Raw genomic sequence first — 25,359 nt, forward strand, 5'->3', positions numbered from 1 at the left:
CATATGGAATTAGATCTTCAACCTTTAAATCTACCGAGTGATAACGAACGCCCGTTTGTGATAGCAGGACCTTGTGCTGCTGAAACAGAGGAGCAAGTGATGTCTACAGCCCGGGAATTAGCCCGGAAAGGCTGTCATAATTTCCGTGCCGGTGTGTGGAAACCGCGTACGAAACCAGGCGGATTCGAAGGCAAGGGCGAGGAAGCTCTGGGCTGGATGAAGCAGGTAAAGGAAGAAACCGGCATGCTCGTAACTACCGAGGTGGCGAAACCGGAGCATGTAGAGCTTTGCCTGAAATATGGGATAGACATCCTGTGGATAGGGGCCCGTACCTCGGCAAACCCCTTTGCCATGCAGGATTTGGCAGATTCCCTACGGGGAGTAGACATCCCGGTCTTTGTCAAGAACCCCGTAAACCCGGATTTGGAGCTATGGATTGGTGCCATGGAGCGTATCAACCAGGCGGGTATCAAGCGTATGGCGGCCATTCACAGGGGCTTCTCGAGCTATGACCAGAAGATATACCGGAATCTTCCCATGTGGCAGATTCCAATGGAACTGCACCGGCGGATTCCCAATCTGCCTTTGATTTGCGACCCGAGCCACATCGGCGGGCGCCGAGACCTGATAGCTCCCTTGTGCCAACAGGCGATGGATCTTGGTTTCGACGGCCTGATTATCGAGAGCCATTGCAATCCGGATGCGGCATGGAGCGATGCCAAGCAGCAGATAGCACCAGATGTGTTGGATTACATCCTGAGTCTTTTGGTCATCAGGGATGAGCATTCTACGACCGAGGGGATTACCCAGCTGCGCAAGCAGATTGATGAATTAGACAACGACTTGATGGAATTGCTGGCTAAGCGAATGCGAGTCTGCCGTGAAATAGGCCAGTATAAGAAAGAGCACAACATGACGGTTTTCCAGGCAAACCGCTATAATGAGATATTGGAAAAGCGCGGTGCCCAAGGCAGTTTGATGGGAATGGATGCGGAGTTTATAGCTAAGGTGTTTGAAGGCGTTCATGAAGAGAGCGTACGCCAACAGATGGAGATAATCAATAAGTAAGATGAGAATATTGGTTTTAGGGGCAGGCAAGATGGGGAGCTTCTTCCTCGACCTGCTCAGTTTTGAGCATGAAATGGCCGTTTTCGAGAAAAATCCGAAGCGGATGAGATTCACTTATAACTGTCGGAGGTTTACGACTTTAGATGAAATAGCTGAATTTAATCCTGAACTGGTTATCAATGCGGTAACCGTGAAGTATACGATCCCGGCTTTCGAAGAGGTTATGCCTTATCTGTCAGACGGCTGCATTATTAGTGATATCAGCTCGGTCAAGACGGGATTGAAGGATTTTTATGAGCGGAGTGGTCGTCGTTATGTGTCCACTCATCCGATGTTCGGCCCTACTTTTGCCAACCTCAATCAGCTCTCCGAGGAAAATGCCATCATCATTAAAGAGGGTGATTACATGGGTAGGATCTTCTTCAAGGACCTCTATTCAAAGCTGGGACTGAATATCTATGAGTACACTTTTGAGGAGCACGACAAGACCGTGGCCTACTCGTTGAGCATCCCCTTTGTGTCGACCTTTGTGTTTGCGGCGGTGATGAAGCATCAGGATGCACCGGGAACCACCTTCAAGCGGCATATGAAGATTGCAAAGGGCGTACTGAACGAGGACGACTATCTGCTTCAGGAGATTCTGTTCAATCCTTATACGCATGATCAGGTGGCTCAGATTCGTACCGAATTGAAAGACCTTCTGGAGATTATCGACCACAAGGATGCCGAGGGCATGAAGCAATATCTTGCCAAGATTCGCAGTCATGTAAAGGATTAAGGGGGAGGAATAGTATGTCGTTTGCGGTATTACTGGTAAGTTTCTTTACATTCATAGAGCTCAATTGCGAGAATCTCTTCGATTGTGAGCACGACTCGCTGAAGCAGGATCAGGAATTTCTGCCTGACAGTTGGCGGCATTGGAACCACTATCGTTACTGGCAGAAGCTGAACCATATCGGGCAGGAGATTATTGCCTGTGGGGAGCAGGACGGCGGTTGGCAGTTGCCGGATATGGTAGCTTTGTGCGAAGTGGAGAACGACAGCGTGGTAGTAGACCTTACCAAGAAGTCGCTCTTACGGAAGGCTGGATATGAATATGTCATGACAAATTCTCCGGATGTCCGCGGAATAGATGTGGCCTTGCTGTATTCTCCGATGTCGTTCCGGCTCATCAACCACCATTCCGTCCAGGTAACTCCCTTGAAAAACATGCGCCCGACGCGTGATATACTGTATGCGAGCGGACTGGTGATAACTGGTGATACCCTGCATGTCTTCGTCGTTCATGCTCCCAGCCGTTCAGACGGCGTCAAGGCTACGCAGCCGCATCGGATGCAGGTGGCGCGAAGACTCCTGGAGGCCGTAGATTCCCTCCGTGCGCTGTCGCCTGCCGCTCGGATTCTGATAGCCGGTGATTTTAATGACAGTTATTCCGATATGTCCATCCAGTTGCTTCTTTCACATCAGTTGGTGGATGTTTCCCGGGAGGCGAGGGGAACGAACGGGGCAAAGGCGACCTATCGGTATCAGGGGGAATGGGATTCCATCGACCATATTCTGTGTTCTGAGAATCTTCAAGACAGCCTTCTAAGGTGCCGGATAGGAGACTTTCCCTTCCTGTTGGAGGCAGACGACAAGTATGGCGGTATCCGTCCGAAGCGAAATTACTATGGCGCGCATTGGAAGAACGGCTTCAGCGACCATCTTCCCTTGATTGCAAGATTTTGCCAATAAATGTTGTTGGTTTCGGGAAAATTACCTATCTTTGTGGAAACCAATAAATGAGAGTTATGAAGAATCATATTATTGAGGCGGCCATTATCGCCTTTGGAGTAATCGTTTTAGGTGTTTGCATCAAGTGGGGAATTGATGATTTCACCAACAAAGACCGCAAGGTTACGGTCAAAGGGTTGTCGGAACGGGAAGTGGAGGCGGACAAGGTAACATGGCCGATTTCCACGAAGGAAATGGGAAACAACCTCCCTGCGCTCTACAGCCAGATAGCCGTGAAGGAAGCGGAAATAAAGAGATTCCTCCTCAAGTACGGCGTGAAGGCAAATGAGATATCCACGAACGCCCCGAAGGTGATTGACCTTGAAGCCAATCAGTATTCCAACAATAGCCAGCGCTATCGGTATAACATCACTTCGATTATCACTGTAACTTCAAACAATGTAAAGTTGGTGCGCAATATCATGGCTCGGCAGGGGGAATTGTTGAAGCAAGGCATTGCTATCGTTGAGGGCGACTATGAGAACCCCACGCTCTTTGAGTATGTATCATTTAAGGATATGAAGCCTAAAATGATGCAGGAGGCCATTGAAAGTGCAGAGAAGACCGCACGGCAGTTTGCTGAGAATAGCCACTCCAAGCTCAACAAAATAGAAAGTGCGGACCAAGGACAGTTCTCAATCGACAACCGAGACGCCAACACTCCTTATATCAAGAAGGTGCGCGTGGTAACGACCGTAACCTATTCCCTGAAGGATTAAAGTGCAGGGTGCGGTCGCAGAAAAGAAGAATATCCATCAGAGGGAGATCTCCTAAAGGCCAGCGGGAATCTTGGCAGTAGCTTTCCGGTAAGTAAAATCAGGTGGCAATATCAAAGAAGGATGGAGAAGGAAAGAAACAATAAAACAGAAATAACAACTTTCTTTTTTGTTTTGTTTTTTATCGCAGTTACATTAAGTAATTGTGATAAAAAGCAAAACATCTATGGTGTTATGTTCAATGCTCAAAGGCTAAATATAGGTTTGGTCTTGCTGGACTCAACATGGGAGTATGCAAAATCATATACCTCCGATGGTGGTATGTGGATAAATCCCATAAAAGAAGAAAATCTTCCCTACTATTTCAAAAAACACAATTTGATAGAGAAAAATAAAATCATATGGGAAACAGATGAGTATTTAGGAAAAAATACATATATGACAATAGACGGGAACCTTCGGGAATCTTTGTGTATCACATATTATTTTAATGACAAAAGATGGGAATATGTTTTTTGTACTGCAAAAAAGATGAAACCCAATGCATATAGCAACCACCCAGAGAAAATCAAAGGGTTATATTATGAAACAAGTTTTGTAATATCAAAGATGGAGGCAGATTCAATTCTATCATCATGGAATTTGCTAATCACGAGGTAGTTTTTCATGATAAGAGCTCGCTTCAATTTTAATGTCTAATTAGGAGTATGTTTATAATAGACACATTCTTTATCATGTTGCCCTTATCTAATTAGGACTTTTGAGCGATTTATCCTCCGAATGAGACAAGGATCTTTGTGGTATGGATTGCGTAATACAGTCTCAAATAGTATGTCTGTCCATTGATAAAAAGCGGATAGTGTTTTATAAAGGTGGATGATTTGTTTCTTGAATGTTATACCTGTCTATGTTTGTGAATTTCTCATTAGCTGCACTGCTACCTTGTTGCTTTGCGTGGAGAAATGATACGGCGGTGTTTTAAAATACTTTAAAACATGAAGGAAAATGATTCATTTCCCTTGAAATTGACTAAATTTGCATTAAGAATAAAAAGTACTGAGAAATGTTTGAAAATCTAAGCGACAGATTAGAGCGTTCCTTTAAGATATTAAAGGGTGAGGGAAAGATCACCGAAATAAATGTGGCAGAGACCCTGAAGGATGTCAGGAAGGCTCTGCTTGATGCCGATGTGAACTATAAAGTGGCCAAGTCTTTTACTGATACGGTAAAGCAGAAGGCCTTGGGAATGAATGTGTTGACGGCCGTCAAGCCAGGTCAGCTGATGGTGAAAATCGTCCACGACGAGCTCGCCGAGCTCATGGGTGGTGAGGCCGTGGGGCTCAACCTCACGCAGAAGCCTGCCGTCATCCTGATGTCCGGCCTCCAGGGCTCCGGTAAAACCACCTTCTCTGGCAAACTGGCCAACATGCTCAAGACCAAGCAGAACAAGAAGCCTCTGCTCGTGGCATGTGATGTATATCGCCCCGCGGCCATCGACCAGCTGAAGGTGGTCGGTGAGCAAGTGGGCGTTACGGTGTATGCAGAGCCGGAAAACAAGAATGTCAACGAGATTGCAGACCATGCCATTCAGGAAGCAAAGGCAAAGGGATATGATGTGGTGGTCATCGATACAGCCGGCCGTCTGGCCGTGGATGAGCAGATGATGGACGAGATAGAGAGCCTCAAAAACCATGTCAATCCAGACGAGACGCTGTTTGTCGTAGATTCAATGACGGGTCAGGATGCCGTGAATACTGCCAAGGTCTTCAACGACCGGTTGGACTTTAACGGCGTTGTCCTGACAAAGCTCGACGGTGATACCCGTGGCGGAGCGGCTCTTTCCATCCGCACGGTTGTTACCAAGCCCATCAAGTTTATCGGGACGGGCGAGAAAATGGAGGCCATCGATGTGTTCCATCCATCTCGTATGGCAGACCGTATTCTGGGTATGGGCGATGTGGTCAGCCTCGTGGAGCGTGCGCAAGAGCAGTTTGATGAGGAAGAAGCCAAGAAACTTCAGAAGAAAATACAGAAGAATCAGTTTGATTTCAACGACTTCATGAAGCAGATTCAGCAAATCAAGAAGATGGGTAACCTGAAGGATTTGGCATCCATGATTCCGGGGGTAGGCAAGGCCATTCGGGAAGTGGACATTGATGACGACGCCTTCAAAGGTATTGAAGCCATCATCAATAGTATGACTCCGGTCGAAAGAAGCAATCCCGCCCTGCTGAATACGAGTCGCAGACTGCGCATCGCAAAGGGCTCCGGCACGAATGTCCAGGAAGTGAATCGGCTTATCAAACAGTTCGACCAGACACGCAAGATGATGAAGATGGTTACGGGTAGTGGTATGAAAGGCATGATGGCGAACATGAAGAACATGCCGAATATGCCTCACTAATTTTTAAAAGACATGATACTGATAGACGGTAAGGCTACTGCGGCCGCAATTAAAGCAGAAATCGCAGAAGAAGTGAGGCGGATTATTTCCGACGGAGAGAAGCAACCTCACCTGGCGGCGGTGCTCGTAGGGCATGACGGCGGTAGTGAAACCTATGTCAGAAACAAGGTTATCTCTTGCGAAGAGTGTGGCTTTAAGTCGACTTTGATTCGATATGAAGCTGATGTAACGGAGGCTGAATTGCTTGCTTGTGTAGACCGGTTAAACAAGAATGAGGATATAGACGGCTTCATTATTCAGCTTCCCCTGCCCAAACATATTGATGAGCAGAAGATTATCATGGCCATAGACTATCGCAAGGATGTCGACGGTTTCCATCCTGTCAATGTCGGTCGGATGGCCATCGGGCTGCCTTCTTTTGTCTCGGCTACCCCGCTTGGCATCCTTACTTTGCTCCAGCATTATGGCATAAGGACAAGTGGAAAGAAGTGTGTGGTACTTGGCCGTAGTAATATAGTCGGTAAGCCTATGGCACAGCTCATGATGCAGAAGCAATACGGCGACGCAACGGTAACGATATGCCACTCTCATACGGCAAACCTGAAAGAAGAGTGTCAGAAAGCCGATATTATCATAGCGGCTATAGGGAGCCCGGACTTTGTAACCGGGAGCATGGTAAAAGAAGGTGCTGTGGTGATAGATGTGGGTACGACTCGCATTCCCGACTCCTCCCGCAAGAGCGGATTCCGCCTTAACGGGGATGTGAAGTTCGGGGAAGTGGCTCCTAAATGCTCTTATATTACGCCCGTTCCAGGTGGAGTAGGGCCGATGACCATCTGCTCCTTGATGAAGAATACACTTGCCGCAGCTAAGAAAGAGTATTACCAATGACCGCAGAAGAGTTTTATCAAAAAGGCAATGAATACCGCCGGAAAGGTGATTGGAAGCATGCCATCGACTGCTATCTGGAAGCCGTAGAACAAGATCCGGAATCCCCGGCGGCAGAGGCGAAGAAAATGCTTGACGACATCTTGAATTTCTATAATAAGGACGCATACAATCCTTGAACAAGGAATAAACATTATAAATTTTATAGTATGAGTAAGATTAGAGGTGCTATCGTAGTGAACACAGATAGGTGCAAGGGATGCCAGCTGTGCGTCGTTGCCTGTCCGAAGAATGTGATAGCCCTGACGCAAAAGAAGGTCAATGTACACGGGTATCCCTATGTGGAGCCCGTAAGGCCGGAAGACTGTATCGGGTGCGCGTCATGTGGTATTGTATGTCCTGACGGATGTATTACTGTCTATAAAAAAAGAATGGAGGATTAAGCACTATGGCAGAACAAGAAGTAATGTTGATGAAGGGCAATGAGGCTATAGCTCATGCAGCCATTCGTTGTGGGACTGATGGCTATTTTGGCTATCCGATAACCCCGCAGAGCGAGGTTCTTGAAACTCTGGCCTTGCTGAAGCCCTGGGAAACCACGGGTATGGTGGTGCTTCAGGCAGAGAGTGAGGTGGCTTCTATCAATATGATCTATGGCGGAGCGGGAGCCGGCAAGCGCTGTCTGACTTCTTCTTCGAGCCCGGGCATCGCCTTGATGCAGGAAGGTATTGCGTATATGGCCGGTGCCGAGATTCCCGGAGTATTCGTGAATGTACAGCGTGGAGGCCCCGGTCTGGGTACGATCCAGCCTTCGCAGAGCGATTATTTCCAGGCTACTCGTGGCGGAGGCAACGGCGACTATTATGTGATTGTCTTGGCGCCAAACTCTGTTCAGGAGATGGCCGACTTCGTGGATCTGGCCTTTGAACTGGCTTTTAAGTACAGGAATCCTGCCATGATATTGAGCGATGGCGTTATCGGTCAGATGATGGAGAAAGTTATCCTTCCCCCGATGAAGCCCCGTAAGACTGAAGAAGAAATCAAACGGCTGTATCCATGGGCAACTACCGGGCGCAGCAAGGATAGGAATCCGAACATCCTCACATCTCTTGAGCTGAAATCGGAGATAATGGAACAGCGAAACCTCCATCTCCAGAAGAAGTATAGGGAGATTGAAGAGAACGAAGTGAGATATGATACTCAGCAAATGGAGGATGCCGATTACATGATTGTGAGCTTTGGCAGTGCCTCCCGTATAGCGGAAAAGGCTCTTGAGATAGCGCGCAGCGAAGGAATCAAGGTGGGTCTTTTCCGTCCCATTACATTGTGGCCGTTCCCGAGCAGGCAGATTGCCGAGGCCGCAAAAGACAAAAAGGGCATACTCGTTGCCGAAATCAATGCGGGTCAGATGGTGGAAGATGTAAGGCTTGCCGTCAATGGTGCTGTGAGAGTTGAGCATTTTGGGCGCTTAGGCGGCATCGTTCCTGATCCGGAGGAAATCGTTAAAGCTTTAAAGGAGGAATTGGTATGAATGACTATGATCAGATAATATCACCGGAGAATTTGGTATATGAGAAGCCGGCCTTGATGAACGATACTCCCATGCATTACTGCCCGGGCTGTTCGCATGGAGTGGTCCACAAGTTGGTGGCAGAGGTGATTGCCGATATGGGAATGGAGGAAAAGACAGTTGGTGTATGCCCTGTAGGATGTGCGGTCTTTGCCTATCGCTATCTTGACATCGACTGGCAGGAAGCGGCCCACGGGCGAGCTCCTGCGGTGGCTACTGCCGTAAAGCGCCTGTGGCCAGACCGTCTGGTCTTCACCTATCAGGGCGACGGCGACCTGGCATGTATCGGTACGGCCGAGACCATCCACGCCCTCAACCGCGGGGAGAATATCGCAATCATATTCATCAACAATGCCATCTATGGAATGACTGGTGGGCAGATGGCACCGACCACATTGTTGGGCCAGAAGACGGCAACCTGTCCTTACGGTCGTGTTCCGGAGCTTCACGGGTATCCGCTGAATATTACGGAGCTGGCATCCCATCTTACCGGTACCTGTTATGTTACCCGGCAGAGCGTGGAGACCGTCGGAGCCATCAACAAGGCGAAGAAGGCCATCCGCAAAGCCTTCGAGGCATCCATGGCGGGCAAGGGTTCCTCGCTCGTTGAGATTGTAAGTACTTGCAACAGTGGCTGGAAACTCTCTCCCGTCAAGGCAAATCAATGGATGGAAGAGAATATGTTTAAACAGTATCCCAAGGGTGATTTAAAAGACACGACGAGCTTATGAAGACAGAAATAATCATATCGGGTTTCGGTGGGCAGGGAGTGCTCTCCATGGGAAAGATACTTGCCTACTCGGGTTTGATGGAAGACAAGGAGGTTACCTGGATGCCGGCATACGGCCCGGAGCAGAGAGGCGGTACGGCTAATGTTACCGTCATTGTCAGCGACAAGCGCATCAGTTCACCAATCTTGAGCAAGTATGATGTGGCTATCGTCCTGAATCAGCCCTCGCTTGACAAGTTCGAGCCGAAGGTAAAGCCGGGCGGTATTCTGATTTATGATGGCTATGGCGTCATCAATCCTCCTGCCCGCAAGGACATTACGGTCTATCGCATCGATGCCATGGACAAGGCTGCTGAGATGAAGAATGCGAAAGTATTCAACATGATTGTCCTGGGCGGCTTGCTGAGAGTCTGCCCTGTGGTCAGTACGGACGGACTTAACAAGGCTCTTTTCAAGAGCTTACCGGAGCGTCATCACGGCATGATTCCCCTGAATATGCAGGCCGTAGAGGAAGGAATGAAGATAATTACAGAACAAAAATAACTTGTTTTTTTATAACTCTCTAATTTTGAAGGTCGGCCGCAGGGATGCGCCCGGCCTTTTTTATTTGTCTTTTTGTATTGTTCGTGGCAAGGGATTGCCGGAGAGGGGAGGGCTGGCGGAAATCAGAATAGCCAGTTCTGGCATCCCCGAAAGTCGTCTACGCTTTCTTTACACGCGGCTTGTAAGGGTGTTACACACGGCTTGTAACATGATTACACGCAGCTTGTAACTTTAATTGGGACCGCAGACAGGAATCCCGCTATCTGCCGATAGATGTATGGAGGGCCGGTCTGCAGGGAATCATCCGTGGTCATTCCCCGTGTTATCTGCAACCGGATAGGGACTTAATAATTGGGTTTCGTGGCATGTATGCGCTTGCATTTGCCGCTGAAAGTCAGCAGGTCAATGCGGATAATCTCTACTCTATGGAAGCTTTTATGGGCATACTTGTCCCCTAACTCCTTGAAGTCGGCCGAGAGTTTGTCTATCATCAGGTGGAGGGCATCCATCTTCTCGTCGTCCGACAGGTCCAATTGGGCAGCCCCTTTGAAGATGACGCTCTCGTATTCCGTAGTAAACATGCTGGGCATAAGGCGTACATTGCCGACAAGGCAGAAACTCACCTTGGGGTTGTTTCTTAGGGCGCGCAGCTTTTTCCCTTCTGGAGCGCAGTGTATATAGATGCTTTCCCGCCCGTCCCAGGCATAGTTGACGGGAATGCCGTACGGTTCGCCTGCTTCGGAAATCATGGAGAGAAAACCGTATTCGTTATTCTGAAGCAGTTCCAGGGCTTGTTTTTTGTCCAACAGCCTGTCCTGTCTGCGCACCTCGGAATTATCGTATATCATTGGCATTTGACTGAGATTTTCAGCGAAAATAACACCCGCCAGGGTAGAGAGAACTTGTTCTCCGTCTGCCGAGTGCAGGTTATTTTATGCAAAAATAGCACAAATGAGGGCAGAGAGAACTTGTTCTCCGTCTGCCGAGTGCAGGTTATTTTATGCAAAGATACAAAAATATTGGATATTTTTCAGTATTTTTGTCATCAAATATATCAATATGGAAATTCATCCGATAGCGCATTTTGTATCTCCGTTTACCTCCAAGTTCGGCATTCCCAAGCAAAGCGGCCTGGTTGAAGAGCTGGAGGGGGAGATTGTTTTTGAGCCTGCCTATCGTCAGGCAGATGCCCTGCGGGGGCTCGAAGGTTTTGATTATCTCTGGCTGATCTGGGAGTTCTCTGCCAATAGGCATGGCGCAGTGAGTCCTGTGGTGCGCCCCCCGCTACTGGGAGGAAATACCAGGCTGGGTGTTTTTGCTACTCGTTCGCCTTTCCGCCCCAATCCTTTGGGGCTCTCGTGTGTGAAGATAGGCGGGATAGACTATGCCACGCCGCACGGCGCAGTGATAAAGGTACTGGGGGCGGACTTGATGGACGGGACTCCGATTTATGACATCAAGCCTTACATTGTCTATGCGGACAGCCACCCGGATGCACGGAGCGGCTTTGTAGATGAGCACCGGATACAGCGGTTGCAGGTCGAGATTCCCGACAAAATCGCAGCCGGGTTTGCCCGTAAAGAACTCGAGGCTTTGCGGAAAACGCTGGAACTGGATCCCCGTCCGCATTATCAGAACGATCCGGAAAGGGTCTACGGGATGCCTTTCGGCAAGCGGGACATCCGCTTTCAGGTAAAGGACGGACGGCTGGTAGTCATAGAAAATGCCGGGCCAAAGCCTGGAAAAGCTTGACACGGGAGCTAATCGGCCTCGGCGGTTCTCGTTTCCGGGGCCGTTACTTGTACGATCCAGATGCTCGCCTCGTATAGAAGCCAGATGGGAAGCGACACCATGAGCAGCGTGAAGACATCCGATGTGGGGGTGATGATGGCGGCAATCGTCAGGATGACTACGATGGCGTGTCTGCGGTAGCAGCGCATCCAGTCAGCCTTCAGGACGCCGAAGAGGGCCAGCAGCCACGATATGACGGGTATCTCGAAGACGACTCCGAAGATGATGCTCATCATGAACAGGGTGTCCATATAGGATTGCAGGGAGAGCATGGTGTGGACATCGCTGCTGACCTGATAGGTTCCCAGGAATCTTAGCGTGAGCGGAAATATGAGGAAATAGTTGACGGCCACTCCTATCAAGAACATGACATATCCTCCTCCGACGATGCGGACGCCATAGTATTTTTCTCTCTCATAGAGGGCAGGAGATATGAATTTGTAGAGCAGATAGATGATATAAGGAGAGGCACAGAGGATACCGAAGAACAGCGCAGTCTTCATGTGAACCATGAATTGTTCGGTAAGTCCGATATTGACAAGCTGGATTTCAAAGGGGTCAAGCCGCAGAATCCCGTATGTAATGAAGTCGGCATCCTTGGGGGCAAGGACGATGTCGAAAAGCGTTTCCTTCAGGCAGAAAGCCGCGATGCCGCATATGACGGTTACCACAAGCATCTTGATGATGCTGGCTCGCAGCACATCCAGATGCTCCCAAAAACTCAGGTCCTGTTGATTACCCATATTGTCTTGTCAGGGAGGTCTAGTCTTTCTTTTCCTCTTCCTGCTTGGTCTGCTCTTCCTTCTTGTCAGGATTAAGGTCGTTCTCCAGGCCGTTCACGCCGTCCTTGAAGCTTTTCACACCCTTTCCCAGTCCTTTCATCAGTTCAGGGATTTTCTTTCCTCCGAAGAAGAGTAGTATTACCAGTGCGAGAAGCAGGATTTCAGGAGCTCCGATATTCATAGTTGCCTTTGTTGTTGATGGTTGTTAATTGTTATATCGGTGCAAATATACAACTTTTCCAGATAAAAACCAAGAAGATTAGAAAAACATAGACACTTCTGAAAGTTTATCCATGAAAAAGCCCGGCCTCATAGGAGAACCGGGCCAATGAAAGGAGGAGTGGTGCCTCTTGGAGTTGAACCAAGGACACATGGATTTTCAGTCCATTGCTCTACCACCTGAGCTAAGGCACCATGCTTCTTTAGTTGCGGGTGCAAAGGTAGCACTTTCTTTCGGGAATCAAGAACGAAAAGCAAAAAAACTATGATAGTTTAAAGTTCGTTAACAAATCTTTTAGAGAGATATTGTTAGGAAATGCAGAAAGAATCTGTTGTTTAACAGTTTATTCCTTCAATGGATTCCATCCTTGGGCGGTAATCTCAAACTCGTTGTTATCGCGGGTGATGAGCATCGCTCCCAGGCTTTCCTTAGTGATATAGCCGATTTGCTTGATGCCCTCCATACCCTCGATTTTGTCGTGGTCGCCGATGGGAACGGTAAAGAGGAGCTCATAGTCCTCGCCTCCGTTCAGGGCACAGGTCGTTACATTCAGGTTCATTTCTTCCGCCATTACGGCCGTTTGGTAATCTATCGGGATGTTTTTCTCGTAGATGCGGCATCCGCAATGACTTTGATGACAGATGTGCAGGAGCTCGCTACTTAGCCCGTCGGAGATATCCATCATGGCAGTAGGGCGGATATTGGCGTCTCTCAGTTGCCGGATGACATCCCCCCGAGCCTCTGGCTTGATTTGTCTGTCGAGCAGATACTCGCGTCCGGCAAAGTCGGGTTGGAAGTCGTTGAGCGCCTTGAGGTCGTTGTTCAGGGCAGCCAGGTTTTCCTGATTACCCGCTTTCTTTGCCACTTTCACCTTCTCGGTGAGGGCATCGTACTGTTCGTAGTAGATGTTTTTTTCGCGCTCAAGCAGCTGCAGACCCATGTATGCGGCACCGAGGTCGCCGCTCACACAGATGATGTCGGTTTCCTTGGCTCCGTTGCGATAGACAATGTGATCCTTTGCAGCCTCGCCGATGCAGGTGATACTGATGGCCAGGCCTGTCCGCGTGGAGGTCGTGTCGCCGCCGACGATGTCCACGCCCCATTTCTCACAGGCCTCACGGAGCCCTTTATAGAACTCGTCGATGTTCTCCACGCTGAAGCGCTTGTCGACGGCGATGCTTACGATCAGCTGCCTTGGGTCGCCGTTCATGGCGAAAATATCGCTGATGTTCACCATTGCGGCCTTATATCCAAGTTGCTCCATGGTAATATAAGTAAGGTCGAAATGCACGCCTTCCATGAGCATGTCGCTTGTAACAAGTACTTCACTATCGGGATAGTGAAGTACTGCGCAGTCGTCGCCTACACCATAATGTGTAGAGGCGTTTTGTGTCTTGATGTCCTTGGTGAGCCGGTGAATAAGTCCGAACTCACCCAGTTTCGATATGTCTGTCATTCTGAAGCGTCCGTTTTATGAGCGTTTGATCATCTCGCGCATGATTTCCGTCATCAGCGGCTGGGCAGCATTGGCTGCCTCCTGTACTTCCTCATGGCTCACTTCAACCGGATTGTCGAAGCCGCCGAGGTCGGTAATCACGCTGATACCAAACACCTTGATACCGCAATGGCGGGCTACGATTACCTCGGGAACCGTGCTCATGCCGACGGCATCACCTCCGAGAATGTGATACATTCGATATTCCTTCGGAGTCTCGAAGGTTGGGCCTTGAACGCCCACATAGGTACCGTGGACGATGCGGATGCCTTTTTCCCGGGCAATCAGGTCTGCCTCATCGCGCAGGGCTTTGTCGTAGGCCTCGTGCATGTCGGGAAAGCGGGGACCGGTAGGGAAGTTCTTGCCTCTCAGCGGATGCTCGGGGAAGAAGTTGATATGGTCGTCGATGACCATGAGGTCGCCGATTTTGAAATCTGGATTCATTCCTCCTGCGGCGTTCGAGACGAAGAGAGTCTTGATGCCCAGTTCATACATGACGCGTTCCGGAAATGTAACTTCCTTCATGTTGTAGCCTTCATAATAGTGGAAACGGCCTTCCATGGCCATGATATCCTTCCCCCCGAGCTTGCCGAAGATAAGTTTTCCGGCGTGGCCCTCCACCGTTGATACGGGGAAATTGGGAATCTCGGAGTATGGGAAACTATAAGAGTCAGTTATCTCGGAAGCTAATTGTCCCAGGCCTGTCCCCAGTATGATTGCCGTTTCTGGGCTTGTTGTCATCCTTTGTCTTAACCAGGATGCTGTTTCTTGAATTTTTTCGTACATAACTTAATATTTTGTTGTTGAACCTTTCCTCCTCTTCCAGCATGAAGCGGATGTGAATCGGAAGGACATATATATTCTGCCTGATGTCTTCGTCAAGGCCTTCTGTTCCTTGAAGTCGGGTTGCATCCTTTTCGGTCGTCAGTATAATGCGGGGCTCTGGCAGGTCTTGGTAGGTCTCGGTAAGCCTCGCGATGTCCTTGCCAGAGAACTGATGATGGTCCTTGAGGGTGATGGGAGTTATTGACTTGCAGTGAGATTCCAGGTCGACGACTATCTGTTTGGGCGAGGCGATGCCCGTCAGTAACAGCACATTCCTGTCTGCGATGCCTTCTTTCGGCAGTTTTGCACCGTTGAAAATGCCGACAAGATAGTCGTAGTCAATGGTCGTGAAGAATAAATCCTGATAGGGATAAAGGTCCATGGACTTGGTCAAGACACGGAACTCCATAGGCTTTAAGTCTTTCGGACACTTCGTTATGATAACGATGTCTGCGCGGTTCTTGCCTTTTTGAGGCTCTCTTAGTCTTCCTGCCGGCAGGAGTCTGTCGAACATGATGAGCCTGTGATAGTCTACGAGAAGGATATTTATTCCCGGTTTTACATACCGATGCTGGAAGGCATCGTCCAATAAAATGACATCCACATCGTTCGTGGCGCTGTCTGTGGTCAGGTTCTCAATTCCCCGAGTACGCTTTTCGTCAACGGCAACATAGATGCCGGAGAACTTTTGCTTCATCTGATAAGGCTCGTCCCCAATCTCCCGCACCGTGGAATTGTCGTCGGCAAGAACATATCCCCGGGTCTTGCGCTTGTAACCTCGTGATAAGGTGGCAACTTTTATCTTGTCTTGGAGCAGGCGGATGAGGTATTCTACATGAGGCGTTTTCCCGGAACCGCCAACCGTGATATTGCCCACGGAAATAACGGGAATATCAAAAGCTTTCGACTTTAATATTCCGACATCGAAGAGCCAGTTCCTGAACCTTACTCCAATGCCATAGAGCCAGCTCAGCGGAATCAGCCATTCGTCGATGTGTATGAAGTCTCCTTCAGTCCTCATTAATCTATTTTATATTCAGGAAGAACGGCAAACGGGCCTGCATCATGTTCTGCTGGTTCATCGACTTGAGCAGAAGGAAGGGCTCATAAAATTCTCCCAGCCCCAGTCGCAGTTGCTCGTCGAGATAGTTGTCTTTCTCCGTTGCTGCCATCAACTGATCAAGAAAGTCAGATTTCCCAGGATAATCGCTGGTATAGTATTCGTCGAGCTTTGCCAGTTTTGCGGCCTTGGCAATGGCCTTTTCGAGCCCCCCAAGTTCATCTACAAGCTTAATTTTCAGCGCATCCTGTCCCAAGAACACATGCCCCTGGGCGATGGCTTCAACCTGTGCGGTGGTCAGTTTCCGTCCGTCAGCCACACGCTGGCGGAACAAATTGTAGCCTCGGCCGATATATTGAGTGAGGTACGAGAGCTCCTCTGCGCTCATCGGCCGGGCGGGAGTTCCCATTGTGGCATTCTTGTTGGTCTTTATCTCATCGAATTTGATGCCGAGCTTCTGGGTGAGCAGCTGGCTGTGGTCGGGAATCATGCCGAAGATGCCGATGCTTCCGGTAAGCGTCGTGGGCTCTGCTACAATCCAGTTGGCGTTACAGCTCATGTAATATCCGCCGGAAGCAGCCATTCCGCCCATTGATACGACGACAGGTTTCTTCTGTTTCAGGAGGGATATCTGGTGCCACATCTGCTCTGATGCGTAGGCGCTGCCGCCGCCGGAATTGATGCGGAGAACCACGGCTTTCACATCATCATCGTTCATCAAGCCTTCCAGGTCCTTGCAGACTTCGCTGCCCACTATCATGTGGTTGGAATTGAAAAGCCCGCCTTCAATCGGCGTGTCGACAATGTCGCCGTAGGCATAGTATACTGCAATCTCCTCTCCGTCCGTCGTTTTCTCTTTTACATGCTGCATGTCGGCGACGCTGATCTGGTTGATGGTCTCGTCGTCTTCCAGTTTCAGGAGCTTCTTGACCTCTTTTTTCACCTGATCGGTATAGAGCAGTCCGTCGACGAGCTTCTTCTTGACGAGGTCCTTTGCGTCGCTGAAGGTTACGAGGCTGTCGGCATACTGGTTGAGCTGGGCCGTCGAGACCTTGCGGCTCTCAGAGACTCCCTTGCACATGTTGGCCCATATTCCGTCGATGTAGGCCTGTGTCTGCTGACGGTTGAAGTCGCTCATCCGATCTTCGGTAAACATTTCCGTGGCACTCTTATACTTGCCCACCTTGATTACCTGTATCTGAACGCCGAACTTGGCAAGCAAGTCTTTCACGAAAATCGGGCTCGCGCCGAGGCCATGCCAGTCAAGCATACCGGACGGGTTGATGTAGACCTTGTTCGCAACAGATGCCAGATAATAGGCGCCCTGGGTATAGCTGTCGGCGTAGGCGACAATCCACTTTCCGCTCTTCTTGAAGTCCGCGAGCGTCTCGCGAAGCTCTTGTGCACTCGCAAAGTCCGTACTGAATGCACCAGCCTCTATGTAAATGCCCTTTATATCCTTGTTGCTCTTAGCTTTCTTGACGGCTTTCAGGGTTTCCTGAAGGCCTTCCGTCCCCGCACCCGACCCCATCAGGTCGGTTATGATGCTGCCGTCTGACCGCTCGATCATCATGCCGGAAAGGTCGATGACCAGCACGGAGTTTTCTTCGACATTCTTCGTTGCCTGACTTGCAGAGACCATTCCTACGACGCTCATTGCGCCGATGGCAACGATAATGACACCAAACAGAAACAAGCCCACGACGGTGGCTAAGACATACTTGATAAATTCTTTCATTTGTTTGAGATGTAAAGTTTCATTTGCAAAAATAAGATAATTCGTTTAAAAAAACAAATATTCATCTTGATTTTATTTTTTGTATGAACTATTTTCATTAATTTTGCTGAATATGAGACAGGCAATAATAGTTGGTGCATCGTCGGGATTGGGAAAGGAAGTAGCCCGGCTTCTGCTTGCCGACGGCTGGCGGATAGGCATTATGGCTCGTCGGGAAGAGGCTTTGCTGGAATTGAAGGCGGGAAACCCCGCAATGGTGGAGGTGGAGGCTTGCGACATCACGCAGGAGACAGCCCCGGAGAAGTTGCTAAGCCTGATAGAAAAGCTGGGCGGGATTGACCTCTATTTTCATGCATCGGGAATCGGAAAGCGGAATGAAGTCCTGGATTCTAAAGTAGAGGATGACACGGTGATTACCAATGTGTTGGGATTTACGCGCATGATTGACGCTGCCTTCAATTACATGGCTGCAAGCCAGGGCGGCCAGATTGCGGTAATTTCGTCAATAGCGGGTACTAAGGGGCTGGGTCCGGCTCCTTCCTATAGTGCCACGAAGGCATTTCAGGGCATCTATATCCAGGCCTTGGAGCAGCTGGCCAACAAGCGCAGACTTAACATCCGCTTTACGGATATCCGGCCGGGATTTGTGGAGACTCCCCTCATCGAGGGTTCTACCTATCCCCTGACTTTGGACAAGACGCAAACGGCACGGACTATCGTGAAGGCTGTCTATGCCGGGAAGCATGTCCAGATCATTGATTGGAAATACCGTTTAGTGGTATTCTTCTGGAGCCTGATTCCCAATGCGTTATGGCGCAGGCTGAAACTGACAAAGTAAAAGGCCGTTAAAAGCCGGGCTTTTAGCCGTTAGAAGGAGAGCTTTTAGCCGTTAAAAGGAAAGCTTTTAGCCGCCTTTTACAAAACCATTAGATATCTATAAAAGAAAAACAAAATAAAGACAGGCATGAAAAAGACAATTCTGATGTTTCTAATGGCTATATTTGCCATGACATCAATGGCTCAGTCGACAGCCAGAAAGTTCACGGTTACGGTCTCCGACGATGGGAAGGCCAATATGATTTGCTTCCTTCCTGCTGCAGAGAAGGCAACGGGTAGGGCAGTCGTCATTTGTCCCGGAGGTGCATATTGGATTGTGGCAACCGAACTTGAGGGGACGGGCTTCTCTGAGTTTTTCAATTCACAGGGCATTGCGTGCTTTGTACTGAACTACCGTATGCCCCATGGCAACCGCAGTATTCCATTTTCCGATGCCGAGCGGGCGATGAAGATGGTGCGCGACAGTGCAGTCCAGTGGCATGTGAACCCCTATGATGTGGGTATCATGGGATCGTCGGCCGGCGGTCATCTGGCATCAACGATTTCCACACATGCCGACTTTGCGCATCGCCCGAATTTCTCCATCTTGTTCTATCCCGTAATCTCGATGGATCCCAGGAAGGGCCATGCTGGCTCCACACGCAATCTGCTCGGCCGAGACGGGGAGAGGGACGAAGCCCTTATAAACGAATATTCTAATGAGAAACATGTGAAGGGACATCTCACGCCTCCGGCTATCCTGCTTCTTGCCAACGATGACGATGCCGTGCCTCCGGTAACCAATGCCGTGGCATATTATGCGGCCATGCGTAGGGCGGGTAATGAGTGTACGATGCACATCTATCCGAGCGGCGGGCATGGATTCGGATCCAATTCCAAGTTCAAGTATCACGAACAGATGTTGCGCGACCTGCACGACTGGCTCGACCAGCTTCCAAGCCCCAGGGTGGATGCCGTGCGCGTGGCCTGTATAGGGAATAGCATCACCGACGGGATAACCATCGACCTGAGAGGCCGTAATGGCTACCCCGCCCAGTTGCAGCAAATTCTGGGGGATAAATACCATGTGAAGAACTACGGAGTAAGTGCCCGGACACTTCTCAGGAAGGGTAATTTGCCGTATGTAAACGAGTTGGCTTGGAAAGATGCCCTGGCATTCAATCCCAATATTGTGGTTATCAAGCTTGGTACCAACGACTCCAAGGCCGCAAACTGGAAGTACAGAGACAAATTCCAGAACGATTTGCAGTTTATGGTCGACCAGCTGAAGGCTCTCCCGGCACATCCCGAGATTTACCTTGTACGCCCCCTCGTGGCGGTTTGTAAGGTCAAAGACGAGTGGTCTATAGACAATGAAGTCATTGAAAAAGAGATTATACCTATTATTAATAAGGTGGCTAAGAAGAACAAACTACGGGTGCTGGATTTCCGGGAAGAACTGAATTACAAAGAGCTTATGAGCAGCGACGGCGTCCATCCCAATAAGAAAGGCGCAACTGTCATGGCTCAAAAAGTAGCAGAAGCCATCCGGAAGTAAGGGCGGGTCTGCTTGCCATTGCGGGTCGGGCATCTTTTTTATTTCTCCCGCCGCGTAACCTGATATGACTGTTTGTGAAAAATGAAGATGGGGATAACGCATCCGGCCACCATTCCGAACATCACCAGAATGGTGAGGGTGGAGTTGTGGAAGAACTTTGCTACATATTCCATCGTGTAGGAGCCAGGCAGTTGTACGATATTGATGAGGTCGCGCACGGCCTTGTAGGCAAACATACCGGGTACCATGGGCAGCAAGGCCGGGAAAGCGAAGCCTTCAGCAGGATAGTGGATGGTCATGGCAGCCGGTACGGCAAGCAGTCCGATGGCGAGGCCTGCACAGGTAGAGGCCGTAACCTGGTCGAGCATCAGCATGGGCTCGTGCATGAGGAAATATCTCACGGCATGGCCGATGCAGGCCAGGATGGCCGTGATGGCCAAGGCCTTGCGCGGTGGATTGGAAATAATGGCAAAGCCAGTACCTGCGACGGCGGCGAATAGCCCGTCGGCTATCGATGCCGATATGATGTCCGGGCGAATCACCTTTGTGAAGTTGTTGGGATCTACCTTGAAAAGCACTACGGTGAGTGTGAGGCCTACGGCGATGCAGACAATCAGCATGCATGCGTTGATGAGCCGCGCCATGCCACTCAGCACATGTCGGTCCAGGATGTCCATTACTCCATTGATAATAGGTACTCCGGGAACAAGATACAGCATGGAAGTAGCCAGCGACATGTCTTCCGTGCCCCCGTGGAAGTAGAGAAAGTCTGTCGCACCGATCACTGTGGACACAAAGGAGCAGATGACGAATACGGCCAGCTCGTTAATCTGGCGCCGGAGTAGTTGTTGCTTGATAAAAAATCCAACGAAGGTAGCGAGCCATACGATAACCATCGATGTGTAGTTCCCATCAAAAAGGCGGCAGAAACAGGCATTGGCAAAAGCGACGAGAATGAGCACCGTCCATGCGTTTTCCCGTGGTTCGCTGCCGATCTTGTGGAATTCTTCCCAAAGGGTATCCAATGGGAGCTTCTTGTCAAAGGCACTCCAGGAAAGATGGGAGAGCTTCATGTTGATTTTGAAGTTCAAGGGCAGGGACGGCGTTTTCTTGACATAGGTGTAAGAATGTTCGCGGCCTTCATCATGCAATGTTACATTGATGGTCTGTGGGAGCATCAGCAGGTTGCACCATAGTCCCCATGACTTGGCAATTCGAACCGTGTTGTATTGTATTCTTGATGACTGTGCACCTACAGCTTCAAGGGTGGCCGCGTATTCCGCAAGGAAGATGGTCTTTGCTTTTAAATCTTGAAGAATATCCTTTTCGTCCATATATCCTGTCTCGTAAAGTTGTTTTGATGCAGTCAAAGGTACGATATTTTATCAAGTATAGCAATTTTAGACTGTTATTTTTTTTATGAATTACTGACATTTTTGACACATATCAGACTGACACATGTGGCACTTGCTGTCTTTGGCACACTTTTCGCATATGGAAAGGTGGAATTTAGAGAACTCAAACTTAAAAACATACGAATTATGAAAATTAAACCATTAGCAGACAGAGTGCTGGTACTTCCGGCACAAGCTGAAGAAAAAGTAGGTGGAATCATTATTCCGGATACGGCAAAGGAAAAGCCGCAGCGTGGTACGGTAATTGCCGTCGGTGGTGGGACCAAGGATGATCCTATGGTTCTGAAAGAGGGGGATACCGTGCTTTATGGCAAGTATGCTGGTACGGAAATTGAGAATGAGGGCGAGAAATACCTGATGATGCGCCAGAGCGATGTACTCGCAGTGGTTGAATAATGTTCAGAATGAATTAAATCCGTTAAATCTTAAAGTAAATAAAGAATTATGGCAAAGATAATCAAATTCGACACAGAAGCCCGCGACTTCCTGAAGCAGGGCGTAGATCAGTTGGCTAACGCAGTGAAGGTAACCCTCGGCCCGAAAGGTCGCAATGTAGTTCTTGAGAAGAAGTTCGGTGCCCCCCAGATTACCAAGGACGGTGTTACCGTTGCCAAGGAGGTGGAGCTTGAAGACAAATTCGAGAATACCGGTGCCCAGCTCGTTAAGAGTGTGGCCAGCAAAACGGGTGATGATGCCGGCGACGGAACGACTACCGCAACCATTCTTGCCCAGTCAATCGTCAGCGAAGGCTTGAAGAATGTAACGGCGGGAGCCAATCCTATGGATTTGAAGCGTGGTATCGACAAGGCCGTCAACAAGGTTGTTGAGTATATCAAGGAGAATGCTGAAGTGGTAGGCGACAACTACGATAAGATAGAGCAGGTGGCTACCGTATCAGCCAATAACGACCCCGAAATCGGTAAGTTGCTGGCTGATGCCATGCGCAAGGTTTCCAAGGATGGCGTCATCACCATTGAGGAGAGCAAGAGCCGTGATACATCAATCGGTGTCGTAGAGGGTATGCAGTTTGACCGTGGCTACCTCTCTCCTTACTTTATGACAGATGCCGACAAGATGGAATGCGTGATGGAGAGCCCTTATATCCTGATTTATGACAAGAAGATATCAAACCTGAAGGATTTCCTGCCTGTCTTGCAGCCTGCTGCAGAGAGCGGTCGCCCATTGTTGGTGATTGCAGAAGATGTGGATTCGGAGGCTTTGACGACTCTCGTCGTTAACCGTCTGCGTGGCGGCTTGAAGATTTGCGCCGTTAAGGCACCGGGCTTTGGTGATCGCCGCAAGGCTATGCTGGAAGACATCGCAGTACTTACCGGCGGTGTGGTTATCAGCGAGGACAAGGGTCTGAAGCTCGATCAGGCAACTCTCGAGATGCTCGGTACGGCCGAGAAGGTTACCGTTACCAAGGATAATACCACAATTGTGAACGGTAACGGGTCAAAGGAGAACATCAAGGAGCGTATCGCACAGATCAAGAATGAGATTTCCAACACGAAGAGCTCGTATGACAAGGAGAAGCTTCAGGAGCGTCTTGCCAAGCTCGCTGGCGGCGTAGCCGTACTTTATGTAGGTGCTAATTCCGAGGTAGAGATGAAGGAGAAGAAGGATCGCGTTGACGATGCTCTCTGCGCAACCCGTGCAGCTATCGAGGAAGGCGTGGTTGTCGGTGGTGGTATCACCTATATCCGTGCCCAGGAAGCATTGAAGGGCATCAAAGGCGAGAACGCTGACGAGCAGACTGGTATCAACATCGTAGAGCGTGCCATAGAGGAGCCGCTTCGCCAGATAGTAGAGAATGCTGGTGGTGAAGGTGCCGTCGTTGTAAACAAGGTGCGCGAAGGGCAAGGAGACTACGGCTACAATGCCCGTACGGATTCCTATGAGGATCTTCGTGCCGCAGGCGTCATCGATCCGGCTAAGGTTGCCCGCGTGGCTCTTGAGAATGCCGCTTCTATTGCGGGCATGTTCCTGACAACAGAATGCTTGATTGTCGACAAACCTGAGGAGCAGGCTCCGGCAATGCCTCCACAACCAGGCATGATGTAATTGGAAATTACTAAGTTGAGCAATAGGAAGGGGACAAGCCATAAAAGCTTGTCCCCTTTTGCTTTCTCATATAAGGCATGGAGATTTTCATGCCAGGATTACCCCAATCGAGTCTAATCGGTTTTCTTTGTTTAAAAAACCGTGGCTTGCCTATGTGTTAATCCTATCTTTTTTGTATCTTTGTAACATGAAAGTGGAGTTTAATTGGAAAAAATGGTTGGTCTACTTCATCGTTGCTGCCGGGCTAATCTATTTGACGAGGTCATTCTTCATGTCTTTGGGCATCTTCATGCTCCTGTTGCTCATAGACTGGGCACTTGGTGAGTGGGAGAAAAAACACAGGCAGGAATGAAACAGCTTGTTGAGTTGTACAGACATTGGAATGGTGAAGAACCTGCGCGAGTAGATAAACTGCCTGGCGCAGGGAGCAATCGTGTCTATTACCGCATGCAAAATAGTCAAGGAGAAAGCGTGATAGGTGTCGTGGGAACCAGTCGCGACGAAAATCATGCCTTCATCTATCTTGCCCGGCACTTCACTTTCCGCCAGCTTTCCGTACCGAGAATTCTTGCCGTAAGCGAAGATGAGCTATGCTATTTGCAGACGGATTTGGGGCAGGTTTCTCTTTTCGATGCCATCAAGGGCGGTCGTGAGGCAGGTGGAAGATACAATCAGAGGGAAAGGGAACTTCTTAAAAAGACTATTCGGGAGCTGCCGGATATTCAGATTCGGGGAGTCCGCGGATTAGATTTCAGCAACTGTTATCCTCAGCCGGAGTTTGATGTAGACAGCGTGCTCTTCGACTTGAACTATTTCAAATACTGCTTTCTGAAGGCAACGGAGCTGGATTTTCACGAGCTCAAGCTTGAGGCCAATTTCCGTATGTTTGCCAAGGATTTGACCTCAGAGCCCAGCGAGAGTTTCCTTTACCGCGACTTTCAGGCTCGCAACATCATGCTCGATACCGGCGGAAATCCCTATTTCATTGACTTTCAAGGTGGTCGGAAAGGGCCTTATTATTATGACTTGGCATCTTTCCTGTGGCAGGCCTCGGCAAAATATCCTAATAAGTTGCGTCGTGATCTCGTCTACGAGTATTACAATTCGTTGAAAAATTATACGGAAGTACCCGCGGAAAGGCACTTTGTCAACCGTCTGGCACTTTTCGTCCTGTTCCGCATGCTTCAGGTGCTGGGTGCCTACGGCTTCCGTGGATACTTCGAGCGCAAGAAACACTTCCTGGATTCCATTCCTCCGGCAATGGACAATCTCCGTGAACTTCTCAAGATGGGGGAGGGCACATTTCCATATCCTTATATGATGGACATGCTCCGCCGACTTACGGAGATGCCCCAGTTCGCCCATCGGGAAACGCCCGTCGTGAAACGGGAAGATGGTTACAAGGTTACGGACAGGGACATCTATCAAGCCAATCCGCTTGACGGACCGGCCACATTCTCGAAATATGACGGCAAGGGACCACTTGTCGTTACGGTCTACAGTTTCTCTTATCGCAAGGGAATGCCCGAGGACGAATCGGGAAACGGTGGTGGCTATGTCTTCGATTGCCGCAGCACACACAACCCGGGGCGATATGAACCTTACAAAAAACTTACCGGACTTGACGAACCCGTTATCCGTTTTCTGGAAGATGACGGGGAGATACTGACCTTTCTGGACGAGGTCTACAAGTTGGCCGACCATCATGTGGCACGCTATATGCAGCGCGGATTCACGCATCTGATGTTCTGTTTCGGTTGCACGGGCGGTCAGCACCGCAGCGTCTATTCCGCCCAGCATCTCGGTGAGCATCTTCACGCGAAGTTCGGGATAGAAGTCCGCATCATCCACCGCGAGCAAAATATTTCACGGATTCTGCCTGCTGAATGACGGAATTTTATTA

General features: G+C 49.4%; 27 protein-coding genes and 1 tRNA gene. 19 read left to right on the forward strand and 9 right to left on the reverse strand.

Annotated features, from left to right (window positions below; all coding sequences use genetic code 11):
- The first annotated feature begins 3 nt into the window (after positions 1-3).
- The 12 genes from BM114_RS02280 (at position 4) to BM114_RS02335 (ending at position 9,692) form a co-directional block, all read left to right on the forward strand.
- Positions 4-1,068 carry a bifunctional 3-deoxy-7-phosphoheptulonate synthase/chorismate mutase type II gene (locus BM114_RS02280; protein WP_092110178.1) on the forward strand — a complete coding sequence of 355 codons (1,065 nt, stop codon included), beginning with the start codon at positions 4-6 and terminating at the stop codon, positions 1,066-1,068.
- 1 nt (position 1,069) lies between these two features.
- Positions 1,070-1,846: a prephenate dehydrogenase gene (locus tag BM114_RS02285; RefSeq protein ID WP_092109976.1), complete on the forward strand. Its 777-nt coding sequence runs from the start codon at positions 1,070-1,072 to the stop codon at positions 1,844-1,846.
- 14 nt (positions 1,847-1,860) lie between these two features.
- Entirely contained in the window at positions 1,861-2,802 is a 942-nt protein-coding gene (locus BM114_RS02290) for an endonuclease/exonuclease/phosphatase family protein (protein ID WP_092109982.1), read from the forward strand.
- Positions 2,803-2,858: 56 nt separating this feature from the next.
- Positions 2,859-3,560, forward strand: coding sequence for an SIMPL domain-containing protein (locus BM114_RS02295; protein ID WP_092109984.1), 702 nt, complete (start codon positions 2,859-2,861; stop codon positions 3,558-3,560).
- A gap of 120 nt (positions 3,561-3,680) precedes the next feature.
- Complete coding sequence (locus BM114_RS02300) at positions 3,681-4,217, forward strand: hypothetical protein (protein ID WP_092109986.1); 537 nt, start codon at positions 3,681-3,683, stop codon at positions 4,215-4,217.
- A gap of 403 nt (positions 4,218-4,620) precedes the next feature.
- A complete protein-coding gene (gene ffh / locus BM114_RS02305; RefSeq protein WP_092109988.1) occupies positions 4,621-5,961 on the forward strand; it encodes a signal recognition particle protein in 1,341 nt (446 codons plus the stop codon).
- 12 nt (positions 5,962-5,973) lie between these two features.
- The gene (folD, locus tag BM114_RS02310; RefSeq protein ID WP_092109990.1) at positions 5,974-6,852 is read left to right on the forward strand and encodes a bifunctional methylenetetrahydrofolate dehydrogenase/methenyltetrahydrofolate cyclohydrolase FolD; all 879 of its coding nucleotides are present in this window, start codon (positions 5,974-5,976) and stop codon (positions 6,850-6,852) included.
- On the forward strand, positions 6,849-7,028 hold the full coding sequence (locus BM114_RS02315) for a tetratricopeptide repeat protein (RefSeq protein ID WP_092109992.1): 180 nt from the start codon (positions 6,849-6,851) through the stop codon (positions 7,026-7,028). Before folD ends, BM114_RS02315 begins: the two co-directional genes overlap by 4 nt.
- A gap of 30 nt (positions 7,029-7,058) precedes the next feature.
- A complete protein-coding gene (locus BM114_RS02320) occupies positions 7,059-7,292 on the forward strand; it encodes a 4Fe-4S binding protein (RefSeq protein WP_092109994.1) in 234 nt (77 codons plus the stop codon).
- Positions 7,293-7,297: 5 nt separating this feature from the next.
- The gene (locus tag BM114_RS02325; RefSeq protein ID WP_092109996.1) at positions 7,298-8,380 is read left to right on the forward strand and encodes a 3-methyl-2-oxobutanoate dehydrogenase subunit VorB; all 1,083 of its coding nucleotides are present in this window, start codon (positions 7,298-7,300) and stop codon (positions 8,378-8,380) included.
- A complete protein-coding gene (locus BM114_RS02330) occupies positions 8,377-9,150 on the forward strand; it encodes a thiamine pyrophosphate-dependent enzyme (protein WP_092109998.1) in 774 nt (257 codons plus the stop codon). The genes BM114_RS02325 and BM114_RS02330 overlap by 4 nt, the downstream gene beginning before the upstream one ends.
- Positions 9,147-9,692, forward strand: coding sequence for a 2-oxoacid:acceptor oxidoreductase family protein (locus BM114_RS02335; RefSeq protein ID WP_092110000.1), 546 nt, complete (start codon positions 9,147-9,149; stop codon positions 9,690-9,692). The genes BM114_RS02330 and BM114_RS02335 overlap by 4 nt, the downstream gene beginning before the upstream one ends.
- 344 nt (positions 9,693-10,036) lie before the next feature.
- On the opposite strand, the gene BM114_RS02340 is transcribed toward BM114_RS02335, so the two are convergent.
- A complete protein-coding gene (locus BM114_RS02340) occupies positions 10,037-10,540 on the reverse strand; it encodes a pyridoxamine 5'-phosphate oxidase family protein (RefSeq protein ID WP_092110002.1) in 504 nt (167 codons plus the stop codon).
- 211 nt (positions 10,541-10,751) lie between these two features.
- Here BM114_RS02340 and tsaA point away from each other — a divergent pair, with 211 nt between their 5' ends.
- Positions 10,752-11,444 (forward strand): tRNA (N6-threonylcarbamoyladenosine(37)-N6)-methyltransferase TrmO, encoded by a 693-nt coding sequence (gene tsaA, locus BM114_RS02345; RefSeq protein WP_092110004.1) that lies wholly within the window; start codon positions 10,752-10,754, stop codon positions 11,442-11,444.
- 8 nt (positions 11,445-11,452) lie between these two features.
- On the opposite strand, the gene tatC is transcribed toward tsaA, so the two are convergent.
- From tatC to sppA, 7 genes are all read right to left on the reverse strand, one after another.
- Positions 11,453-12,226 carry a twin-arginine translocase subunit TatC gene (gene tatC / locus BM114_RS02350; protein ID WP_092110006.1) on the reverse strand — a complete coding sequence of 258 codons (774 nt, stop codon included), beginning with the start codon at positions 12,224-12,226 and terminating at the stop codon, positions 11,453-11,455.
- A gap of 19 nt (positions 12,227-12,245) precedes the next feature.
- A complete protein-coding gene (locus BM114_RS02355) occupies positions 12,246-12,446 on the reverse strand; it encodes a Sec-independent protein translocase subunit TatA/TatB (RefSeq protein WP_092110008.1) in 201 nt (66 codons plus the stop codon).
- 160 nt (positions 12,447-12,606) lie between these two features.
- Positions 12,607-12,679: transfer RNA gene (locus BM114_RS02360), tRNA-Phe, on the reverse strand.
- A 149-nt stretch (positions 12,680-12,828) separates the two neighbouring features.
- Entirely contained in the window at positions 12,829-13,941 is a 1,113-nt protein-coding gene (thiL, locus tag BM114_RS02365) for a thiamine-phosphate kinase (RefSeq protein WP_092110010.1), read from the reverse strand.
- A gap of 15 nt (positions 13,942-13,956) precedes the next feature.
- Positions 13,957-14,766, reverse strand: coding sequence for a purine-nucleoside phosphorylase (locus BM114_RS02370; RefSeq protein ID WP_092110012.1), 810 nt, complete (start codon positions 14,764-14,766; stop codon positions 13,957-13,959).
- A complete protein-coding gene (gene lpxK / locus BM114_RS02375) occupies positions 14,651-15,826 on the reverse strand; it encodes a tetraacyldisaccharide 4'-kinase (RefSeq protein WP_092110014.1) in 1,176 nt (391 codons plus the stop codon). The genes BM114_RS02370 and lpxK overlap by 116 nt, the downstream gene beginning before the upstream one ends.
- Before the next feature lie 4 nt (positions 15,827-15,830).
- Complete coding sequence (sppA, locus tag BM114_RS02380; RefSeq protein WP_092110015.1) at positions 15,831-17,603, reverse strand: signal peptide peptidase SppA; 1,773 nt, start codon at positions 17,601-17,603, stop codon at positions 15,831-15,833.
- A 112-nt stretch (positions 17,604-17,715) separates the two neighbouring features.
- Between sppA and BM114_RS02385 the strand changes: the two genes are divergently transcribed.
- Entirely contained in the window at positions 17,716-18,441 is a 726-nt protein-coding gene (locus tag BM114_RS02385; protein WP_092110017.1) for an SDR family NAD(P)-dependent oxidoreductase, read from the forward strand.
- Positions 18,442-18,567: 126 nt separating this feature from the next.
- Entirely contained in the window at positions 18,568-19,977 is a 1,410-nt protein-coding gene (axeA1, locus tag BM114_RS02390; RefSeq protein WP_092110019.1) for an acetylxylan esterase AxeA1, read from the forward strand.
- A gap of 38 nt (positions 19,978-20,015) precedes the next feature.
- On the opposite strand, the gene BM114_RS02395 is transcribed toward axeA1, so the two are convergent.
- Positions 20,016-21,311 carry a threonine/serine exporter family protein gene (locus tag BM114_RS02395; RefSeq protein WP_092110021.1) on the reverse strand — a complete coding sequence of 432 codons (1,296 nt, stop codon included), beginning with the start codon at positions 21,309-21,311 and terminating at the stop codon, positions 20,016-20,018.
- A gap of 207 nt (positions 21,312-21,518) precedes the next feature.
- On the opposite strand from BM114_RS02395, the gene BM114_RS02400 reads away from it, so the two are divergent.
- The 4 genes from BM114_RS02400 to BM114_RS02410 all read left to right on the forward strand — a co-directional run bounded on the left by BM114_RS02400 (position 21,519) and on the right by BM114_RS02410 (position 25,346).
- Positions 21,519-21,788: a co-chaperone GroES gene (locus tag BM114_RS02400; RefSeq protein WP_092110183.1), complete on the forward strand. Its 270-nt coding sequence runs from the start codon at positions 21,519-21,521 to the stop codon at positions 21,786-21,788.
- 48 nt (positions 21,789-21,836) lie between these two features.
- A complete protein-coding gene (gene groL, locus BM114_RS02405) occupies positions 21,837-23,456 on the forward strand; it encodes a chaperonin GroEL (RefSeq protein ID WP_092110023.1) in 1,620 nt (539 codons plus the stop codon).
- A 187-nt stretch (positions 23,457-23,643) separates the two neighbouring features.
- Positions 23,644-23,808, forward strand: coding sequence for a hypothetical protein (locus tag BM114_RS14255; RefSeq protein ID WP_177207023.1), 165 nt, complete (start codon positions 23,644-23,646; stop codon positions 23,806-23,808).
- Positions 23,805-25,346 carry a RapZ C-terminal domain-containing protein gene (locus tag BM114_RS02410; RefSeq protein WP_092110025.1) on the forward strand — a complete coding sequence of 514 codons (1,542 nt, stop codon included), beginning with the start codon at positions 23,805-23,807 and terminating at the stop codon, positions 25,344-25,346. The genes BM114_RS14255 and BM114_RS02410 overlap by 4 nt, the downstream gene beginning before the upstream one ends.
- Positions 25,347-25,359 lie beyond the last annotated feature (13 nt).

Source organism: Prevotella sp. KH2C16 (assembly GCF_900113305.1).
Classification (GTDB): Bacteria; Bacteroidota; Bacteroidia; order Bacteroidales; family Bacteroidaceae; genus Prevotella.

Coding starts and splice junctions, on each gene's coding strand:
- BM114_RS02295 (WP_092109984.1), top strand. CDS start 2,859: ATGAAGAATCATATTATTGAGGCGGCCATTATCGCCTTTGGAGTAATC.
- BM114_RS02330 (WP_092109998.1), top strand. CDS start 8,377: ATGAATGACTATGATCAGATAATATCACCGGAGAATTTGGTATATGAG.
- BM114_RS02300 (WP_092109986.1), top strand. CDS start 3,681: ATGGAGAAGGAAAGAAACAATAAAACAGAAATAACAACTTTCTTTTTT.
- BM114_RS02370 (WP_092110012.1), bottom strand. CDS start 14,766: ATGTACGAAAAAATTCAAGAAACAGCATCCTGGTTAAGACAAAGGATG.
- axeA1 (WP_092110019.1), top strand. CDS start 18,568: ATGAAAAAGACAATTCTGATGTTTCTAATGGCTATATTTGCCATGACA.
- tatC (WP_092110006.1), bottom strand. CDS start 12,226: ATGGGTAATCAACAGGACCTGAGTTTTTGGGAGCATCTGGATGTGCTG.
- BM114_RS02395 (WP_092110021.1), bottom strand. CDS start 21,311: ATGGACGAAAAGGATATTCTTCAAGATTTAAAAGCAAAGACCATCTTC.
- BM114_RS02385 (WP_092110017.1), top strand. CDS start 17,716: ATGAGACAGGCAATAATAGTTGGTGCATCGTCGGGATTGGGAAAGGAA.
- BM114_RS02410 (WP_092110025.1), top strand. CDS start 23,805: ATGAAACAGCTTGTTGAGTTGTACAGACATTGGAATGGTGAAGAACCT.
- BM114_RS02290 (WP_092109982.1), top strand. CDS start 1,861: ATGTCGTTTGCGGTATTACTGGTAAGTTTCTTTACATTCATAGAGCTC.
- folD (WP_092109990.1), top strand. CDS start 5,974: ATGATACTGATAGACGGTAAGGCTACTGCGGCCGCAATTAAAGCAGAA.
- lpxK (WP_092110014.1), bottom strand. CDS start 15,826: ATGAGGACTGAAGGAGACTTCATACACATCGACGAATGGCTGATTCCG.
- tsaA (WP_092110004.1), top strand. CDS start 10,752: ATGGAAATTCATCCGATAGCGCATTTTGTATCTCCGTTTACCTCCAAG.
- BM114_RS02315 (WP_092109992.1), top strand. CDS start 6,849: ATGACCGCAGAAGAGTTTTATCAAAAAGGCAATGAATACCGCCGGAAA.
- BM114_RS02340 (WP_092110002.1), bottom strand. CDS start 10,540: ATGATATACGATAATTCCGAGGTGCGCAGACAGGACAGGCTGTTGGAC.
- ffh (WP_092109988.1), top strand. CDS start 4,621: ATGTTTGAAAATCTAAGCGACAGATTAGAGCGTTCCTTTAAGATATTA.
- BM114_RS02355 (WP_092110008.1), bottom strand. CDS start 12,446: ATGAATATCGGAGCTCCTGAAATCCTGCTTCTCGCACTGGTAATACTA.
- BM114_RS02325 (WP_092109996.1), top strand. CDS start 7,298: ATGGCAGAACAAGAAGTAATGTTGATGAAGGGCAATGAGGCTATAGCT.
- BM114_RS02320 (WP_092109994.1), top strand. CDS start 7,059: ATGAGTAAGATTAGAGGTGCTATCGTAGTGAACACAGATAGGTGCAAG.
- sppA (WP_092110015.1), bottom strand. CDS start 17,603: ATGAAAGAATTTATCAAGTATGTCTTAGCCACCGTCGTGGGCTTGTTT.
- BM114_RS02285 (WP_092109976.1), top strand. CDS start 1,070: ATGAGAATATTGGTTTTAGGGGCAGGCAAGATGGGGAGCTTCTTCCTC.
- BM114_RS14255 (WP_177207023.1), top strand. CDS start 23,644: ATGAAAGTGGAGTTTAATTGGAAAAAATGGTTGGTCTACTTCATCGTT.
- BM114_RS02335 (WP_092110000.1), top strand. CDS start 9,147: ATGAAGACAGAAATAATCATATCGGGTTTCGGTGGGCAGGGAGTGCTC.
- BM114_RS02400 (WP_092110183.1), top strand. CDS start 21,519: ATGAAAATTAAACCATTAGCAGACAGAGTGCTGGTACTTCCGGCACAA.
- BM114_RS02280 (WP_092110178.1), top strand. CDS start 4: ATGGAATTAGATCTTCAACCTTTAAATCTACCGAGTGATAACGAACGC.
- groL (WP_092110023.1), top strand. CDS start 21,837: ATGGCAAAGATAATCAAATTCGACACAGAAGCCCGCGACTTCCTGAAG.
- thiL (WP_092110010.1), bottom strand. CDS start 13,941: ATGACAGACATATCGAAACTGGGTGAGTTCGGACTTATTCACCGGCTC.